Genomic DNA, 18,929 nt, shown 5'->3' with positions numbered 1-18,929 from the left:
CAGGGACTTCTCGCGGAACTCCGCGGGATCACTGTCGATACGACGACAGGAAGTTGCCGATCCGCTCCACGGCCTCGGTCAGATCCCGGGACCACGGCAGCGTGACGATGCGGAAGTGGTTGTGGTCGTCGAGGTTGAACCCCGTCCCCTGGACGACGAGGATCTTCTCCTGCAGCAGCAGGTCCTGGACGAACAGTTCGTCGTTGTGGATCTCGTAGATCTCGGGATCGAGGCGGGGGAAGGCGTACAGCGCGCCCTTGGGCTTGACGCAGCTGACCCCGGGGATCTCGTTCAGCTTCTCCCAGGTCACGTTCCGCTGTTCGTACAACCGGCCACCGGGGGAGACGAGGGCCTCGATGGACTGGTAACCGCCGAGGGCCACCTGGATCGCGTGCTGGCCCGGCACGTTGGCGCACAGGCGCGTCGACGCCAGGATGCCCATGCCCTCGATGAACCCGCGCGCGTGGTCCTTCGGTCCGGTCATCACGACCCACCCGGCGCGGTAGCCGCAGACGCGGTACGCCTTCGACAGACCGTTGAAAGTGAGGCACAACAGATCCGGCGCGAGCGATGCGACGTTCACGTGCTCGGCGTCGTCGTAGATGATCTTGTCGTAGATCTCGTCGGCGAGGATCAGCAGCGAATGCTCGCGAGCGAGTTCGACGAGCTGCTCGAGGACCTCCCGTGAGTACACCGCACCCGTCGGGTTGTTCGGGTTGATGATGACGATCGCCTTGGTGCGGTCGGTGATCTTCGCGGCGATGTCGGCAACGTCGGGGTTCCACCCGTTCTCCTCGTCGCAGCGGTAGTGCACGGGCTGCCCGCCGGACAGCGAGGTCATCGCGGTCCACAGCGGGTAGTCGGGCGCCGGGATCAGGACCTCGTCGCCGTCGTTCAGGAGGGCCTGCATCGTCATCGTGATGAGCTCGGAGACGCCGTTGCCCAGGATGACGTCGTCGACGTCGAAGTACGGGAAGTCGGGGATGAGCTCGTAGCGGGTCACCACGGCACGACGCGCGGACAGGACACCGGCCGACTCGGAGTAGCCCTGCGCGTAGGGGAGGGCGTGGATCATGTCGCGCATGATCACGTCGGGGGCCTCGAAACCGAACAGCGCCGGGTTGCCGATGTTCAGCTTGAGGATTCGATGGCCCTCCGCCTCGAGCCGCTGCGCGTGCGCGTGGACGGGACCGCGGATCTCGTAGCACACGTTCTGCAGCTTGAGCGACTGCTCGAGCGGCTTGAGGTTCTGGTTGAGGTGCGAAACATGGGGCCTACTCACGGGTACATTGTCGCAGCCGGTGGCAAATGCGTTTCTGGCGCGTGCCGAAGCTGAGGTCACCCGAAACGAGAGATGTCGTCTTTCGTGGCGATGGGCGCCACGAAAGACGACATCTGTCTGCCTTGCTGAGAGTTCTACTTGTGGCCGGGCCGCTTCTTGCCGGCCGCGATGCCGAAGCCCTTGGCCTTCGACGCCCCGGTCTCGGCGACCGTGCGAGCAGCGGACGAACCGTTGCTCGACGCCGCAGGCGCCGCCTCTGTGTCGGCGTCGTCTGCGTCGCCCGGGCTCTCGACCTCGGCCGTCTCCGCGTCGTCGGCCTCTGTTACCGGAGCCTCGGCGGCCGGGGCCTCGTTCACAGCCGCTTCGGTCGCTGCGGCCTCGGCTGGTGCCTCCTCGGCCTGCGGGGCCTCGGGTTCTGGCTCAGCCGATTCCGGAGTCGGAGCAGCTGCCGGTGCGGCCTTGCTCGCGCCGCCCGGTCGCTTCTTGCCCGCGGCCATGCCGAAGCCCTTGGCCTTGGCCGGCTTCTCCTCGGTCAGCACGGCGGCCGAGCCGCCCTGCGGCGCCTCGGCGGCTGGAGTCTCAGCAGCCGGAGCCTCGGCAGCGGGTGCCTCGGCGGTCTCGGCAGGTGCGACGTCCGTCTCGGGAGCGGGGGCGGGGGCGTCCGCAGCCTCGGCAGGTGCCGCAGCCGGCTTGGCCGCGGCCTTGCCGATACCGCCGGGCCGCTTCTTGCCCGCGGACATCCCGAAGCCCTTGGCCTTGCCAGGCTTCTCTTCCGTTGCCGCAGCGACAGGTGATTCCGTCGCCGATCCCGCGGTAGCCGACTCCGCTGTCGTCGTTCCCGCTGTCGCCGAAGCCGATTCCGTGTCCACGGTGGGGGCGGCGTCCGGGGCCGATTCGCTTTCGTCGACCTTGCTCTCGGCGGGCGCGGTCACCCCGGCGGCGGGGGCCGCCGCGTTGGTGGTCTTCTGACCCGGGCGCTTGGCCTTGCCCATGCCGAAGCCCTTGGATGCGGGCTTCTTCTCGGCCTGCGGCGTCTCGGTGGTGGCCTCGGCGACCTCCTCCTTGACCGCCTCGGACGACTCGGCCTCGGCCGGCACCGGCTCGGCGGTACCACCGGCGGGCTTGCTCGCGGCACCGGGACGCTTGGCGCCGCCCTTCATGCCGAAGCCCTTGGCTGCGGGCTTCTTCTCGGCGGGTGCCTCGGCTGCGGTCTCGGCGGTTGCCGGCTCCGGGGCGGCCGACGCCGCTGCGGCACCGGGCTTCTTGCCGCCCTTCATGCCGAAGCCCTTCGATGCCGGCTTCTTCTCGGCGGGTGCCTTCTCGGCGGGTGCTTCCGGTGCCGCGGTCTTGGCCGCCGCGCCCGGCTTCTTGCCGCCCTTCATGCCCAGGCCGACCTTCGGCTTCGGCGCGGCCTCGGTGGTCGCGGCCGACGCAGTCGCCGCCGCGGGCACCTTCTCGGGCTCGGGTTCCGGCTCCGGCTCGGCGAGGGTGGGACGCGGTCCGAGGAACCGGCCGCCGAGCTTGACCTCGGTCCGGTCGCGCTTCACCGACTCGAGCAACAACTGCGCGACGTCGACGACCTCGACCTTGCCCTCGGACTCGGTACCGCTCGTCCGGGCGGTCACACCGTCGGTGAGCATGACGCGGCAGAACGGACAGCCGGTCGCGACCTTCTTGACCTGATCGCCGGTGGTGTCGCCGAGGGTGTCCAGCGCCTCGTCGACCCGGTCGATGTTGATCCGCTTGCCGATCTGCTCTTCCATCCACATGCGGGCACCGCCGGCACCACAGCACATGGACCGTTCGCCGTGTCGCGGCATCTCGGTGAGCGTCGAACCGGCCGCACCCATCAACTCACGCGGGGCGTCGTAGACCTTGTTGTGGCGGCCCAGGTAGCACGGGTCGTGGTAGGTGACACCCTCGCCGAGCGGTGCGACCGGAACGAGTCGCTTCTCGCGCACGAGACGATTCAGCAGCTGCGTGTGGTGGACGACCTCGTACTTCGCGCCCAGCTGCGGGTACTCGTTGCCCAGTGCGTTGAAGCAGTGCGCACAGGTGACGACGACCTTCTTGCGCTGCTCGGGCGCGGTCGCGAAGACCTCGCCGAGCATCTCGATGTTCTGCTGCGCGAGCATCTGGAAGAGGAACTCGTTGCCGGCACGTCGTGCGGAGTCACCGGTACAGGTCTCGCCCTCGCCGAGGACCATGAAGTTCACCGCGGCCATGTCGAGGAGCTCGGCGACGGCTTTGGTGGTCTTCTTCGCGCGGTCCTCGTAGGCACCGGCACAGCCGACCCAGAACAGATACTCGAAGCCCTCGAACGACTCGACGTCCTTGCCGAAGACCGGGATCTCGATGTCCATCTCGTCGATCCAGGCGGTGCGCGCGGAGGCGTTCTGGCCCCACGGGTTGCCCTTGTTCTCGAGGTTCTTGAACATGCCGGCCAGCTCGGTCGGGAAGTCCGACTCGATCAGGACCTGGTAGCGGCGCATGTCGAGGATGTGGTCGACGTGCTCGATGTCGACCGGGCACTGCTCGACGCAGGCACCGCAGGTGGTGCAGCTCCACAGGGTCTCGGTGTCGATGACGGCACCGAGCGCCTCGGGATCGAACTCACCCTCCACGGCTTCGACGACCTGACCGCCGCCGAGATCGCCCTTGGACTCGCCGACGAGCTTGCGGGCCGCCTCGGCACGCGCCGATTCCGGGATCGCGTTGAGTTTGTCCTCGAGGACGTTGCCGTCGGCATCGACGAGGCCGACCTCGTCGCCGCCCATGTCCTTGCGGCCACCGGCGAGCAGGTACGGGGCCTTGGCGTTGCCGTGGTCGCGCAGCGACATGATGAGCAGCTTCGGGCTCAGCGGCTTGCCGGTGTTCCACGCCGGACACTGCGACTGGCAGCGGCCACACTCGGTACACGTGGTGAAGTCGAGCCATCCCTTCCACGAGAAGTCCTCGATCTTGCCGGCGCCGAACGCGTCGACATCGGGATCGGCGGTCTCCATGTCGAGGACCTTGCCCTGGCTCATCATCGGCTTCGCGGCACCGAGGGCGACGCCGCCGTCCTGCTCGCGCTTGAAGTAGATGTTGAAGAAGGCCGAGAAACGGTGCCAGGCAACGCCCCAGCTGATGTTCATGCCGACCATGGCCAGCCAGACCATGCCGCTCATCAGCTTGATCACGGCGAAGATCGACACCAGCGTCGGCGAGGCCGGGAGAATCTTCGCGACCTGCATGGTGAAGAAATCGGAGTAGGCGTTCGCGTGACCGTAGGTCGCGATCTTCGACGCCTTGACCAGGATCATGCCGAGGCCTTCGAGCAGCACGATGGCCTCGACGAAGTAGGCCGGTCCGAAGCGCGAACCACCGAAGCGCGACAGCCGCTCGGGGACGCGCGGGTGGTTGAGCTGGCGGATCACGATCAGCACGATGATGCCGACGACGGTGGCGATGCCGAGCAGCTCGTCCCAGAGGTGCCACGCGAAGGTGTCACCGAAGACGGGCCACTGGAACTCCGGGTTGATGGACTGTCCGTAGGCCTCGAACCACAGCAGGAATCCACCGAGGAAGCCGACCATCACGAGCCAGTGCGCCCAGCCGACGGTGCGGAACTTGACCATCCGCGTGTGGACGATGAATTCCTTCATCATCGTCAGGAAGCGCGGGAGGATGGGCCAGAAGCGGGAGCTGTCGACCTTGTGCCCGAGCTTGATGGTGCGGAAGATCCGCACCATGCCACCGAGGAACAGGTACCAGCAGAGGAGGCTGATCACCGCGGCTGTCGTGCCGATGGCAATCGTCGTGGTAGTCACGGGCGCGTACCGGCCTTTCGTCTAGGTCGTCCGCCCCCGGTCGCGGAACGCGAGGCTGGGTACCACGGGGCGGTGTACTACAGGTAACCGTAATTCGTTGCGCCACCGGCGCGCTGCCAAGGCTGGCCTAATTACGCTGGTCTACCTCATATCAGATGATACTCGCGAGTAACTTACTGTCGAGTCAGGGTGTCCGAGGCCACGTCCGGGCCGCGGGTGCCCGGAGACGTCACCGGGTTCGCGCGACCTTCTCGAGTTCCTCGAGCGCCGTATCGAGGTGCGTGAGCAGGCGTTGCAGGCTCGGGAGCTGGGCCCGGGCGCCGATCAGCCCGAAGTTGATGTGCTCGGCGGTGCTGGTCACCGTGATGTTGAGCGCGAGACCCTGCGTCGGGATGGAGACCGGGTACACCCCGTCGAGGCGGGCGCCGTTCCAGTACAGGTGCTTCGACGGCCCGGGGACGTTGCTGATGATGATGTTGAACTGCGGGGGGACGTACTGGACGAAGCCGGGCACGGTCGCGAAGGCGAGCGGCGCGAAATTCGCCGCTCCCAGCGCGAGCGCCTGCAGCGGACGAAGGCCCCGGACCACCGACTTGCTGTGGCGCGCCGACTCGACGAGTTTGTCCAGGCGGCGTTCGGGATCCGGCTCATCGGTCGCGAGACTCACCAGGATGGCGGTCACCGCGTTGCCGTCGTCATCGCCGTCGGTGTGCATCGACACCGGCACCGCCGCGATGAGCGGGGCGTCGGGCAACGCGTCCTGGTCGATGAGGTACGACCGCAGGGCCCCCGAACACATGGCGACGATCACGTCGTTGAGGGTGATGTTCCGGGCATCGGCCACTGCGCGCAGACGGTCGATCTCCCACTGCTGCGAGGCGAATCGGCGGGCGCTCCCGATCGCGACGTCGAGAATCGTGCGCGGGGCCCGTCCCAGTGGGGCGACGAACTCCGGGTCGCGGAGGCCGGCCACCGCGACCTTCGCGGCCGCGGGCCCGAGGCCGGCGACCTGGCCTGCCACGTTCGCCAGGCCGGACACCCGGCTGCGCAGACTCGGCGAGGGGCGCGGGGGTCGACGCTCGACCAGCGCCGGGTCCCAGGGTGCAGTACCCGACCGGTCGTCGGGGTCGTCGGACAAGGTCCGCTGGAGCAGGCGCAACGCGGAGACGCCGTCGACGACGGAGTGGTGGATCTTGCTGTAGAGCGCCACCCGGCCGTCGTCGAGACCCTCGATGACGTGGATCTCCCACATCGGTCGGAACCGGTCCATCAGGGCCCCGTGGTTGAGGGAGACGTATCGCAGCAGCTCGCGGACGCGGCCGGGGCGGGGGAGCACGGTCCGCCGGACGTGGTAGTCGAAGTCGATCTCGTCGTCGAAGGACCACGCCACGTTGCCCAGCAGGGTCACCGGTACTGCCGGCCGTTTGCGGAAGGTCGGATGGACTTCGGTGCAGCCGCAGAACGCTTCGATGATCTCTTCGGCGAGTTCGCTCGACGACTGGCCCTCGCGCGGTACGAACAGTTGGAGTCCGCCCACGTGCATGGGCTGCTCCCGCGTCTCGGCGAGGAGGAACATCGACGAGGTGACCGGCATGTACGGCATCGCACCATCACTTTCACACCACGAAATGGATGCGCGCACAGGCTGAGCGCGACCGAGGTCCTCTCAGTATCACGGGGCGACCGCCGGGTCCGGGCTCGAACGGGCATGTTGGTGGTCGGTCCCCTACGTTGTAGGGGTGAGGTCAGGTGCTCGTCTCGTCGTACCGGTGCTGCTGGTGCTGGTCGAACTGTGGATCACCCTGGCCGCCACGTGGATGTACTTCTCGTCGGTGGGCAGGATCGACGACGCGACGGCACCCGCTCGCCCGTCCACGCTGCTGGTGCTGGGTTCCCTCGTCCACGACGACGGGTCGCCCGGCGACTACGTGCGAGGGCGGCTCGACACGGCGCGGGAGCTGTACCGGACCGGGGGAGTCGCCCGGATCATCAACTCGGGCAACGGTTCCGACGAGGCTGGGAACGAACCAGCGGTGATGCGACGCTATCTCGAGGAACGCGGTGTCAACCCGCGGGTGATCGCCGACGACCCGGCCGGCCTCGACACCGCGGCGAGCTGCCGGCGCGCCCGGGAGGTGTTCGGCGTCGACGAGGTGGTCATCGTGACGCAGGGTTTCCACCTGCGCCGGGCCATCGCGTTGTGCCGGGACCAGGGCGTCGACGCGCGCGGTGTCGCTGCTCGATGTGACTGCCCCGCTTGGACTCTCGTCCGCAACCACATTCGCGAGACGGTCTTCGCCGGGCCGCGTGCTCTGCTGACCGCGGTGGGCTGAGGGCAAGCCGGCCGCCCAGGCGGTCACCGGACTACGACCGTTTTGTCCGACCTTGCGCCAGTATCGGTTAGGCTTACCTGGCTTGGTCGGGGGTGAAGGTTCATTGGTGTCCCGAGAACAGAGGAGTATCGGCAAGTGCACACAAGACGATGGGTTCGACGAGTGGTCGCCACCGCTGGGGCGGCGATCATGGCCGCCGGGTTGCTCGCGGCCTGCACAGGAAGCGATTCGTCGAACGACGACGAGGCGCTCGTGCTCTACTCGGGACGTTCGGAGTCTCTGGTGGGTCCGCTGGTGGAACGAATCCACGCGACGGTTCCGGTGACGGCGGCGTACGACAAGAAGGCCGCGCAGATCCTGGAGGAGGGCGACGGTAGCCCGGCCGACCTCTTCTTCGCGCAAGATGCCGGCGAGCTCGGCGCTCTTGCCGAGGCCGGACTCCTCGAACCCCTCCCCGCAGACATCGCCGAGAACGTCCCCGAGGCCTACCGGTCTGAGACCGGCACCTGGGTGTCCACGTCGGCGCGCTCTCGTGTGTTGATCTTCGATCCGGCGCAGGTGGATCCGGCCACCCTCCCGGCGGGCATCGACGGACTTCTCGCGCCCGAGATGCGTGGCAAGGTCGGTTACGCCCCCACGAATGCCTCGTTCAAGTCCTTCGTGACTGCGCTCCGACTCACTCGCGGCGACGATGGCGCTCGCGCTTGGCTCACCGCCTTCCTTGCCAACGACCCCAAGTCGTTCGAGGGCAACGGGCCCATCGTGGAGGGCGTGAACACCGGACAACTCGCAGCGGGACTCACCAACCACTACTACTGGGTCCAGGAGGTGCAGGAGAAGGGAATCGAGAACGTTCCCGGGCGACTGCACTTCTTCTCCGACGGCGATCCGGGCGCGCTCGTGAACGTGGGTGCGATCGGTGTCCTCAAGACCGCGTCCGACAAGGAGCAGGCCTTCGAATTCGTCCGACAGTTGCTGACGCCGGAGACCCAGACCTACTTCGCCACCGAGGTGGGCGAGTACCCGGTGGTCGGGAACGAGCCGCTCCCGGTCGAGGGACTGCCGACGCTGGAGCAGCTGTCACCGCCGCAGATCGCCCTCGACGAACTGGCCGATGTCGTCGGCACAGATGAGTTGCTGCGCGAGGTCGGCGCTGTCTGACCTGTTGGTCAACACCAGGATTCGTCCCGGCCGTCATCTCCGGCCGGGGCGAATGCTGTTGTGCACGATCAGCGTCTGCATCGCCCTGTTGTTGATCACGCCCGCGGTCTATCTCGTCGTTCGGGTCGCCGACATCGGGATCGATCAGGCGACCGCGCTTCTGTTCCGCCCGCGCACCGGTCAACTTCTCTGGCGCACGGTTCAGCTCGCAGCGATCGTCACGTGCGCGTCGATCATCATCGGGGTCGTGCTGGCGTGGTGTGTGTCCCGCGGGGTGGGGCGCGGGCGCGCATTCGTCATCGCGTTACTCGCGGCGCCGCTCGCGATCCCCTCGTACGTATCGGGCTTTGTGTGGACCCGTCTGTTCCCGGGATTCGAGGGCCTGGGGGCGGCTGCACTCGTCTTGACCCTGGCCTGTTATCCCCTGGTCATGCTGCCGACGGTGGCGCTGCTTTCCGGTACCGGCCGCACTGATGAGGATGCCGCCCGCACTCTGGGCTGTGGTCCGCTCGAAGCCTTTGTGCGCGTGACTCTCCCGCGTGTTCGCACGGGGGTCGTTGCGGGTGGACTGCTGGTTGCGCTGTACGCGATCAGCGATTTCGGTGGACCCGCGATCGTCCGCTTCGAGCCGTTCACCGTGGGGATCTACAACGCCTACAACGGAACCCTGGACCGTTCGGTCGCCGCACTCTACGGTGTGGTTCTCGCACTCGTCGCGGTGGCGCTCGCCGTCGTCGAACGGCGAGCACGACGCCACGTCGATCCAAGTGCCACCCCGTCGCGGTCGAGGGTCTCGAAGAACCGGCCGGTGGCCTGGGGTCTCGTCACAGCCACCGTCGCGGTGGGCGTCTGCCTTCCGATCGTCGGGCTGTTACGCGAGATCAGCGAGTCCCGCCGGCTCGGATTCGACAGCGTCGGCGAACTGCTGGCCTGGGTGGGTCCGTACGCCCGGACCACGACGTTGCTCTCGGTACAGGCGGCCATCGTCATCGCCCTTCTCGCATTGCCGTTGGCATTCTTCATATCTCGTCCGCGTAGCAGGACCGGGGACACTGTCGAGGCCGTGTCCTACCTCGGTTATACGTTGCCGGGTGTGACCGTTGCGCTCTCGATGGTCTTCTTGGGCACCCGCGTCGTCCCGGACCTCTACCTCACCGCCACGATGCTCATCGCCACCTATGCGGTCCTGTTCCTGCCGGTCTGTCTGGGTCCGATCCGATCCGGTGTCGACTCCATCCCGTGTGCGGTGTCCGAGGTCTCGCGCACTCTCGGTGCGGGACCGCTGACGACCGCGGTGCGTGTGCAACTCCCGTTGGTGATGCCGGCGATCATGGCCGGCTCCGCTCTCGCGTTCTTGTCGGTTGCCAAGGAACTACCCGCCACCTTGATGCTTGCCCCGATCGGAACACGAACTCTCGCAACGGATATGTGGAGTCTGAACAACGACTTGAGTTACGGTCGCGCAGCCGTCCTCGGGTTGGTTCTGATCGTCGTCTCGTCGCTACCCACCGCGGCGCTGTCCGCACTGTTCGGAAGGGCACGCCACGCATGAGGAACGCGGTTCGTGTAGACGACGTCTCGGTCGTGTACGGCAGCACGACCGTTCTCGACGGCGTGTCCTTTCACGTTCCCGCCGGGTCGATCACGGCGGTCATCGGTCCATCGGGCTGCGGTAAGACGACCCTGTTGCGCGCGATCGCGGGTCTCGAGCCGATCCGAGCGGGTCGCATCGAGATCGACGGTGTCGAGGTCGCCTCGGCCGGCTCTGCCCGAACCCGCCCGGTGGGGGTTCGACCCGAACGTCGGAGGTTCGGGTTGGTGCCACAAGAGGGGGCGCTGTTCGACAATCTGACCGTCGCGGGCAACGTCGGGTTCGGACTCGGTCCCTGGTGGAGACGTATGCCCGGCCGGGCGGCCCGGATTGCTGAGTTGCTCGACGTGGTCGGGCTGGAGGAGTTCGGCGATCGACGGCCCGATTCGCTGTCCGGCGGTCAGCGCCAACGGGTGGCACTGGCCCGCGCGCTCGCACCCCGACCAGCTGTCATCGGGCTGGACGAACCGTTTTCGGCACTTGATGCCCAGCTGAGGACGCAGCTGCGCGAGCATGTCCGGGCCACGATCCTGGCGGAGGGTTCGAGTGGGCTGTTGGTCACTCACGACCGTGAGGAGGCGATGGCGATGGCCGACCACGTCGTGGTGTTGATGGCGGGTTGCGTGCGCCAGGTCGGGACACCCGAGGAGATCTACCTCGAGCCCGTCGACGCGGAGGTCGCGCGCATGTTCGGGGAGATGACGGATCTGCCGGGCGAAGCCGACGACGGCGAGGTCTCGTGCGCGGCAGGACGGTTACGCATTCGCCGGCCGGGCCACGGGGCAGGAGTGGTGATGCTGCGGCCCGGGGACCTGGAGATCGTATCCGGCGTCGCGAATGTCGGTTGCGCAGAGGTGCTCGCGGTACGACCTCGCGGTGACCACGTGGACGTCCGAGTATCGGTGCCTCCGGTCGAATCCGGCTGCCCCGCGGTCGAGTTGACCGTTCGGGCCGAGCCGGGATGGCATCGTCCGGCCGGCACCGTCGTCGAGTACCGGCAACGACGGCCGGTGCACTTTCGCGAGCGGCACTGAGGTGGCGTGCCGTCCGCTCACCACCAACCCAGCGACCGCTGTAGATCGGCTTCGACGGCAGGGATGAGGCTGCGGACGAAGGTCGCCGACAAGTGGTGGAAGTCGTGCCACACCAGGATGTTCCCGACGACCGCGGGGCAGTACTCGTCGTCGCACATGGCGTCGGTGTAGTCGAGGAAGCTCATGTTGGGGAACTCGCCGGCGAGCGCGGCGGCGGGGTCGGCCGGCGCCATCGCCTGTGCTCGGGGCACGCCGCACACCTCGGGTTTGCGTCCGCTGGCGAGACACTCCGGCGGCTTGAGTTGTCCGGTCGCCCAGGGGTTGTCGCGGACCGCGACGACCCGCTGCCCGCGGTCGCGGAACTCGGCGAAGATCTCTTCGTAGTCCTTGGGGACGTAGTCGCCGTCGCCCGACTCGACGGGCCGGGTGCTGTTGGTGAACACGACATCCGGCTTGTCGACGGCGAGCCGCTCCATGACGCGACGCGACCAGTCGTTGCACTGGTAGTACTTCTGGCCGAACCACGTGAACACGTGCTCGGTCGTGAGGGCGCACCCGACCTTGAGGTAGGTGGTCACGCGGAAGTCGTGGCGCTTGCCGATGGCGTCGAGCGCGGTGATCCACTGTTCCGCATGCGAACCGCCGACCAGCGCGATGGTTCGGGTGGCGTTCACGTTGCCGTAGTACCCGACCTTGATGGACGGGTCCTTCCAGCCGCTGATGATCGAGTCGTAGGAGGTGATCGGCCAGTCCATGTCGACGACTTGGGGACTCGGTTGTGCGGTCACGTTCGGTACCGGAGCGCCGTCGAGGAATGCCCGCGCACCCGGGTACAGCCGTGGGTCGAGGTTCTGGGTGTCGAGGGTGGCGTTGGCGGCGTCGCGCTGCCAGGTCACCGCGGCGGCGCCGGCTGCGACGCTGATGACGACCAGTACCGCGACGAGGGCGCGCCGGTAGCCTCTGGTCTTCTCGAACGGCGGCCGCGCGACCACGCCATCGGCATCGGGCGGCACCGGGGACTGCTTCCGCTTCGCCGACCCGGCACGCAGCGGCGCCTCGACGTACTTCGTGGTCAGCCAGGCGAGCAGCACGGACACGGCCAGGATGGCGGTGCCCTCGAACCACGAGACATCGTCCTGATAGCGCCACGCCAGGTAGAAGATGAGCAGCGGCCAGTGCCACAGATACAGCGCGTAGGCGATCGAGCCCAGCCACACCAGCCGGGGATGGGCGAGACCGCGGCTCACCCCGGATCGGATCGAGGTCTGGCCGGACGCCGTCTTCTGATCGACGGGGGCCTGATCGATGGGGGCGGTCTGGGACGAGCCGACCCAGATGAGGATCAGCGTCGCTCCCACGGGGACGAGCGCCCACGCCGCGGGGTATTCCTGGACGCCGGCGATCCACCAGCCACACGTCACGATAAGGCCCAGGGCCACGAGTCCCAGTAGGTCACGCACCCGCTGCGACAGCGCGATCCGCGGCATCCACACCGCGAGGAGTCCGCCCACGAGCGGTTCCCACAGACGGGCCACGGTGTCGTAGTAGGTGAAGGGCTGGTTGATCCCGTGGCGGTAGTTGGCCCACGCGAAGGAGCCCAGTGCGACGACGCCGAGCGCGATCCCGACGACTCCACGGACCACCTTGGGGTCGGCGAAGAATGCGGATCGCCGGCCGAGGGCACGCAGCACCGCGCCCAGTGCCAGCGCGCAGACGAGGGTGAGGACGAAGAACTGGCCCTGCATCGACATGGACCAGAGATGCTGCATCGGGCTGTTCGCGGAGTCGGCGGCCGCGTAGTCCTGCGACTCGAACGCGAGGTGCCAGTTCTGGTAGTACAGGGCACTGGCCTGCAGTTCGGCCCCGAGCGGTCCCCAACGCGTCGTCGGCATGATCAGCGCGATCAGTCCGGCGGTGACCGCGAGGACCAGCAGCAGAGCGGGCAGCAACCGGCGCAGGAGCCGGGAGAATCGCGGCCACGGATTGATCGCCGCGCCCCAGGAACTCGTCGTGGGCTGGGTCGCCAGGACGTGCTTGAGCAGAGACGCGACGAAGAAGTAACCGGACAGGGTCAGGAAGACGTCGACGCCGCCGGACACCCGGCCGAACCAGACATGGAAGATCGCGACCAGCGCGATCGCGATGCCGCGCAGCCCGTCGAGGTCCAGCCGGTACCCGGACGTGTTGCCGGTCGCGGCGTCCTCGTTCGGGGTTGCGACGGGTGTCGCATCGGTCAGGGGCGTACGCACAGAGGGCGATGGTACTTGCCCGCACCTGAGGGAAGCCTGGCACGAGCGGGGTGTCGTCGGACCTCACAGCAGACTCGTGGATTCACCTGCTGCGTCGGAGTCCGCGACTGTGTCGGCGAGGCGTCGTAACATCCCCGCATGCTGCTCTTGTCGATGGGCGTCTCGGTGGACGGCTTCATCTCCGACCGCGACGGCAACTTCAACTGGTCGGTCCCCTCTGACGATCTGTTCGCCTTCCACACCGAACGGGTCGGCGAACTCGGTGCCTTCGTGTGCGGGCGACGGCTCTACGAGACGATGCTGGTCTGGGAGACCGACCCGCGGATGCGTGAGAACGACGCGGATGCCGCGTTCGCCGACATCTGGTCGGCGCTGCCCAAGGTGGTCTTCAGCCGCACCCTCACGTCGGTCGAGGGCAACGCGCGGTTGGCGCAGGGATCGCTGGCCGACGAGCTCACCGCGGTGCTGGACTCGACCGACGGTGACGTGGAGATCGGCGGCGCCGACTTGGCCCGGCAGGCAATCGAACTCGGATTCGTCGACGAGTTCCGCATCTTCCGCTACCCGGTCATCGTCGGTGGCGGTACCCCGTTGCTGCCGCCGGTCGCCGACACGATCCGGCTGTCGCTCGCCGAGACCCGGACCTACGGCGGACAGGTGATCTACGAGCGGTACCGCCGGGTTCGCGACGACGCGTAGCGTCCCCACCCGAGCCGGCGCCGACGCGCCGATTCGTTCTCGGTGCGTCTAACCCTTCAGCCACACCGATCGCCCCGGCACGCTGTCGAGCAGTCATTCCACGCCGACAACCAGGGGAGATCCATTCATGACAGCACGACGATCGGTCGCGATCATCGGGGCCGGGCTGGCCGGGACCAGCGCCGCCCTCGGCTTCCTCGACGCCGGGTTCGACGTCACGCTATACAGCGACCGGGACCGCGAGTCGTTGCGCGACAAGGTGCCGCCGACCGGTGTCGGTGTCCTGTTCGGCAAGTCCCGCGAGTGGGATGCCGAGATCATCGAGGACCTGTACGAGGTCAGCAACACCACCGGCATCAGCGCCCGGTTGTACTCCGGCAGCGGCGACGAGCGCGCCGCGGTTCTCGAGTTCAACCCGGACTACGGCTACGTCGCACAGGCTGTCGACCTGCGCCTGCGTGCCGACGACCGCCTGGCCCGGTTCCTGGACCGCGGTGGACGATTCGAGGTGGGGCAGATCGGCCTCGACCGTCTCGACGCGATCGCCGCCGACGCCGACATCACCCTCGTCGCCACCGGCAAGGGCGGACTGTCGACGCTGTTCCCGGTCGACGAGTCACGCACGCATTACCGGGAACCGCAGCGTCGTCTGCTGCAGGTCACCCTGACCGGCGTCGACCACGGCCCGGAGTCCTTCGCCTACCGCAGCAGCGCGGGCGGCGAGCACTCGCTGTTCAACCTCGATGCCCAGAACGGGGAGATCTTCGTCGGACCGTTCCTGCACAAAGATGCCGGGCCGACGTGGTCGTTCATCGTCTTCGCCAAGCCCGACGGAGCGTGGGCGGCCCGGCTCGACGACGTCCACGACGCGGTGTCCGCCCGGCAGACGATCTCCGGCATCTTCGCGGAGTACTTCCCGGAGGACGCACCGGTCATCGACCAGCTCGAGGTCATCGAGTCCGATCCGGTCTCGTGGCTCAAGGGCGCGGTCACCCCGACTGTCCGGCAGGCTGTCGCGACCACCGCGGGTGGACATCCGGTCGCGGCGATCGGTGACACCGCGATCGCCGTCGACCCGGTCGCGGGCCAGGGGGCAGCCAACACGCTGTTCCAGGTCGCCGAACTCGTCAAGGCCGCACGGGACCACGAGGGTGAGTTCACCGCCGAATGGCTGTCGGCGGAATTCGAGAAGCACTGGGAGCGACGCGGACGGGCCGCGGTCGAGGTCACCCGGCTCTACCTGGGCGACCCCGACTACGCGACCCACCTGGAGTTGTCGTTTCCGGCTGCCGCCGTCAGTCCCGCCATCGCGTCGGCCCTGTTCGGTCTCCTCTCCGAACCGAATCCACTGCTCGGTCTGCGGACCCGCGAGGACGTGGAGGGCTTCATCGCCGCGGTGGCCGGAGAGCCGCACGACGAGGTCCTCGCCCGCTTCGCGCCCGCCGGACAATTCAGCAGCGCCACCCCGGAGGCCGTGAGCGCCTGACTCTCGCTCCCTCCGGCGCCATGTGATACGAACAACATCGTCGTTCGAGCCGGTGCCGGAGGGGGCAGATGTGAAGTCGGGGTGGACGTTGGCCGACGCGCCTCCGCAAACCGGACGGGTCGCGGTGGTGACCGGGGCGAACTCGGGGATCGGGCGCGAGATCGCGCTCGGGCTGGCGACTCTGGGCGCTCGCGTCGTGCTGGCGTGCCGCAATCCTCAAACGTCTGCGGAGGCCCGCGACGACATCGTCACGAAGGTCCCGGGCGCCGAGGTGGAGATCGTCGATCTCGATCTGGCGAGTCTGGATTCCGTGCGATCCGCGGCCGAGGAGATCCGACGCCGGCACGCGACCGTCGATCTGCTGGTGAACAATGCCGGCGTCATGCGGGCGCGGCACGAACTCACCCCGGACGGGTTCGAGATGGACTTCGGGACCAACTATCTCGGTCATTACGCACTCACCGGCCGGCTGATGGATCTGATCCTGGCAGCCGACGCCGGGCGGGTGGTCACCGTCGGCAGTCACGCGCACCGAGCCGGGAACATCGACTTCACGGACCTCCCGATGGACCGTGCGTTCACCAGCGCCGGTGCCTACTCGCGGGCGAAGCTCGCCCAGATGCTGTTCGCCCTCGAACTCGATCGTCGGATGAGAAGCGCGGAGGCGCCGGCGATCTCGCTCGCCGCGCACCCGGGCGGAACCCGCACCGGCGTGATGCGCGAGCAGAGCCGGTTCCTGCAGTGGGCCTATCACGCGTCCTCGCTGCGATGGCTCACCGACCGTTTCATCATGGACCCGCCCGACGGGGCGTTGTCGGTCCTCCGCGCCGGCACCGACCCGAAGGCGCAGGGCGGCGAATACTACGGTCCGGTGGGCGGTTTCGGGCTCGCCGGCCCTCCGGTGCTGGTTGAGCCGTCGGCGAAGGCGAAGGACCGCGACGTCGCGGCGCGGTTGTGGGACATCGGTGCCGAACTCACCGGGGTGACGATCGACCTCGGCTGACCTCTCGTCAGATCGCGAACCGCCCGGCGAACGACCGCAGCGGGAGGTCGGCGCTCGTCACGATGCCCGGCGCGGCCGCGACGACCGACGTGATCGAGTTGAGGGCCGGGAGTCCGGTGACGGTCATGCCGATGGATGCGAAGTTCTCCGGCTTGCTGAGGTCGAAGCCCTTACGCGGGAAGATCATGTGCTTGGAGTAGATGTTCGGGTCGCCGGTCACCTGGGTGATGTAGCAGGCCTGGATGTTCCACGACGGATCGGTGTGCGGTGTCATCTGCCATTCGAGGTGGGATTCGACGCGCGCCACACCGTCGACCATGCCCTGGTACTTGATGTAGCTGCCGCCCAGCGAACCCTCCGGGAGCTGATACCAGCCGAGGTCGACGTCCTTGGTGCAGGCGCCCAGTTCGTAGGAGAACGCCACCTCGTCGAGTTCGAGGTCGAAGGCGTCGGCCATCAGGTAGACGGAGTCCGCGAACACCGCGGTGTACTTGTACAGCGAGTCGGGGATGCTCGGATCGTCCACGGGCAAGCGGTAACCCACCGCCTTCCAGGTGTCCACGGAGTGGTGGCAGGAGACGTCGACGGACTCGATGACCTTCACGTTCTCGATGTCGGCCACATCGGCGGTGTGCACGATGCCGAGGATCTGCGCCAGACCGGGGTTCATGCCGGTGCCGTAGAAGGTCGCGCCGCCGCGCTCGCAGGCCTCGGCGATCACCTCGCTGACCTTGCGTCCGGAGTGGTGCGGGTGATTGGTATCGCGATGGAATCCGGTGATCCAGTCCGCCGTGGTCACGACGTTGATCCCGGCCTCGAGAACCTGGACGTAGAGGTCCTCGTCGGGGAAGACGCCGTGGAAGGTGAGGACATCCGGACGGGCGGCGATGATCTCCTCGACCGTGCCGGTGGCCGTCACCCCGATCGGGTCGAGCCCGACGATCTCACCGGCGTCGCGGCCGATCTTGTCTGGCGTATAACAATGCAGCCCAACCAGTTCGAGGTCGGGATGCGACTGGATGCGCCCGATCATCTCGGTGCCCAGATTGCCGGTGGCGACCTGGAAGACCCGGATTCGTTCGGTGGTGGTCATGACAGATCCTCTCGGGCTGAACGTATGTCAGGACTGCGTGGCGGCGCGTAGCGCCTCGAGCTCGGAACGGCGGATGCGGACGAAGTCATCGCCTTGTGGCAGCACCGCTCCGCTCGACGACGACGGATCGGCATCGTCGGGGCCGCCGTCGGGGTAGAACTGCCGCGCCCACTTGCGAAGTGCGGTGAAGCCCTCGAACTCCCTGCGGGACAACGCGGGCGGGTCGGAGTAGCGCTGGTGCGCCCAGATGTCGATGTCGGCGGCGAACTGCTCGATGACGAGGTCGGCCATGACGGTGCCGTAGCGGGTGATCTCGCCGGTCTCCTCGCCCGGTTTGCGGCCGATCCACACGGTGAACCGGACGTCGGAGGTGTGCTCGTCGACCGGGGTGACCGCCGGCATGGTGCGATTGTCGACCATGCCCCAGCTCTTGGTCACCGAACACCCGAGCCCGGCGTTGATGGATTCGACTCCACTGGTGGCGTTCTCGAGTGTCGCGCCGTCCTCGAATGCGATGGTGAAGTCGACGTGGGACACCGGACCGGCGAAGTCGTGCCGGGTGAATTCCGGCATGAACGGGGTCTTGTGGACGAACTTGAAGTGGGCGAAGTCGACGCCGTTCTCCATGATGTACTGCGGGTGGATCTCGAGTCCCGGCCGGAAGAGGGTGGCCGCGGGCACCGGCGGGTAGTAGTCGGCGGCGGTGCGATCGTCGTCGAAGTCGCCGAAGATGTCGGGAACGTCGAAATGCGGTGGACGACCCTCGATGTCGTGCCAGATCCAGATGGCCTCGTTGCGCTCGACGACCGGATAGCTGCGGATTCGTCGCCCACGATTGGGATGTTTCTCGTACGGGATGCAGACGTTGCGCCCCTCGCGATTCCACTCCCAGCCGTGGAACGGGCAGACCAAGTTCTCGCCCTCGACATGGCCGCCGTGGCCGAGGTGGGCGCCGAGATGTTCGCAATAGGCGTCGAACACCGAGACCCGGCCCGACCGCGACCGCCAGGCGACCATCTCGCGCCCGAAGTACTTCATCGTGTGGACCGCCCCGACCGGGATCTCCGAGCACCAGGCGACCTGGAACCAACCGGTGGGTGTCATCGACAGCGGCGTTCTCGCCATGCGGCAACCGTAGGTCCCGCGCGACGAGAATGCAAGAGGGGTCTATGAAAAAGGCCGTGCC

General features: G+C 67.5%; 13 protein-coding genes. 7 read left to right on the top strand and 6 right to left on the bottom strand.

Annotated features, from left to right (window positions below):
* Window positions 1-28: 28 nt before the first annotated feature.
* The 3 genes from Q9R39_RS08915 to Q9R39_RS08905 all read right to left on the bottom strand — a co-directional run bounded on the left by Q9R39_RS08915 (window position 29) and on the right by Q9R39_RS08905 (window position 6,697).
* Entirely contained in the window at window positions 29-1,282 is a 1,254-nt protein-coding gene (locus Q9R39_RS08915; protein ID WP_004022424.1) for a pyridoxal phosphate-dependent aminotransferase, read from the bottom strand.
* A gap of 134 nt (window positions 1,283-1,416) precedes the next feature.
* A complete protein-coding gene (locus tag Q9R39_RS08910) occupies window positions 1,417-5,094 on the bottom strand; it encodes a (Fe-S)-binding protein (RefSeq protein ID WP_058249641.1) in 3,678 nt (1,225 codons plus the stop codon).
* A 229-nt stretch (window positions 5,095-5,323) separates the two neighbouring features.
* Window positions 5,324-6,697, bottom strand: coding sequence for a wax ester/triacylglycerol synthase family O-acyltransferase (locus Q9R39_RS08905; protein WP_058249642.1), 1,374 nt, complete (start codon window positions 6,695-6,697; stop codon window positions 5,324-5,326).
* 214 nt (window positions 6,698-6,911) lie between these two features.
* Between Q9R39_RS08905 and Q9R39_RS08900 the strand changes: the two genes are divergently transcribed.
* The 4 genes from Q9R39_RS08900 to Q9R39_RS08885 all read left to right on the top strand — a co-directional run bounded on the left by Q9R39_RS08900 (window position 6,912) and on the right by Q9R39_RS08885 (window position 11,213).
* The gene (locus Q9R39_RS08900) at window positions 6,912-7,427 is read left to right on the top strand and encodes a vancomycin high temperature exclusion protein (protein WP_058249929.1); all 516 of its coding nucleotides are present in this window, start codon (window positions 6,912-6,914) and stop codon (window positions 7,425-7,427) included.
* A 189-nt stretch (window positions 7,428-7,616) separates the two neighbouring features.
* Window positions 7,617-8,588, top strand: coding sequence for an extracellular solute-binding protein (locus Q9R39_RS08895; protein WP_058249930.1), 972 nt, complete (start codon window positions 7,617-7,619; stop codon window positions 8,586-8,588).
* Entirely contained in the window at window positions 8,542-10,140 is a 1,599-nt protein-coding gene (locus Q9R39_RS08890; protein WP_226514175.1) for an iron ABC transporter permease, read from the top strand. Before Q9R39_RS08895 ends, Q9R39_RS08890 begins: the two co-directional genes overlap by 47 nt.
* A complete protein-coding gene (locus tag Q9R39_RS08885; RefSeq protein ID WP_159371546.1) occupies window positions 10,137-11,213 on the top strand; it encodes an ABC transporter ATP-binding protein in 1,077 nt (358 codons plus the stop codon). Before Q9R39_RS08890 ends, Q9R39_RS08885 begins: the two co-directional genes overlap by 4 nt.
* Before the next feature lie 17 nt (window positions 11,214-11,230).
* Here Q9R39_RS08885 and Q9R39_RS08880 read toward each other — a convergent pair whose 3' ends face one another.
* Window positions 11,231-13,462: an acyltransferase family protein gene (locus tag Q9R39_RS08880; RefSeq protein WP_159371545.1), complete on the bottom strand. Its 2,232-nt coding sequence runs from the start codon at window positions 13,460-13,462 to the stop codon at window positions 11,231-11,233.
* Window positions 13,463-13,600: 138 nt separating this feature from the next.
* Here Q9R39_RS08880 and Q9R39_RS08875 point away from each other — a divergent pair, with 138 nt between their 5' ends.
* The 3 genes from Q9R39_RS08875 to Q9R39_RS08865 all read left to right on the top strand — a co-directional run bounded on the left by Q9R39_RS08875 (window position 13,601) and on the right by Q9R39_RS08865 (window position 16,650).
* On the top strand, window positions 13,601-14,161 hold the full coding sequence (locus tag Q9R39_RS08875; protein WP_078114005.1) for a dihydrofolate reductase family protein: 561 nt from the start codon (window positions 13,601-13,603) through the stop codon (window positions 14,159-14,161).
* A gap of 127 nt (window positions 14,162-14,288) precedes the next feature.
* The gene (locus Q9R39_RS08870; RefSeq protein WP_211539793.1) at window positions 14,289-15,647 is read left to right on the top strand and encodes a styrene monooxygenase/indole monooxygenase family protein; all 1,359 of its coding nucleotides are present in this window, start codon (window positions 14,289-14,291) and stop codon (window positions 15,645-15,647) included.
* A gap of 70 nt (window positions 15,648-15,717) precedes the next feature.
* Window positions 15,718-16,650, top strand: a complete 933-nt coding sequence (locus Q9R39_RS08865) for an oxidoreductase (RefSeq protein ID WP_211539795.1) — start codon at window positions 15,718-15,720, stop codon at window positions 16,648-16,650.
* 7 nt (window positions 16,651-16,657) lie between these two features.
* On the opposite strand, the gene Q9R39_RS08860 is transcribed toward Q9R39_RS08865, so the two are convergent.
* Both Q9R39_RS08860 and Q9R39_RS08855 read right to left on the bottom strand, forming a co-directional pair.
* A complete protein-coding gene (locus tag Q9R39_RS08860) occupies window positions 16,658-17,743 on the bottom strand; it encodes a dihydrodipicolinate reductase (protein ID WP_311277343.1) in 1,086 nt (361 codons plus the stop codon).
* Between the two features lie 27 nt (window positions 17,744-17,770).
* Window positions 17,771-18,868 (bottom strand): Rieske 2Fe-2S domain-containing protein, encoded by a 1,098-nt coding sequence (locus tag Q9R39_RS08855; protein WP_211539798.1) that lies wholly within the window; start codon window positions 18,866-18,868, stop codon window positions 17,771-17,773.
* Window positions 18,869-18,929 lie beyond the last annotated feature (61 nt).

The organism is Gordonia sp. AC31 (genome assembly GCF_031844505.1).
GTDB lineage: Bacteria > Actinomycetota > Actinomycetes > Mycobacteriales > Mycobacteriaceae > Gordonia > Gordonia hongkongensis.
Note: the sequence above shows the minus strand (reverse complement) of the source record. Positions and strands in the feature narration are given on the sequence as shown.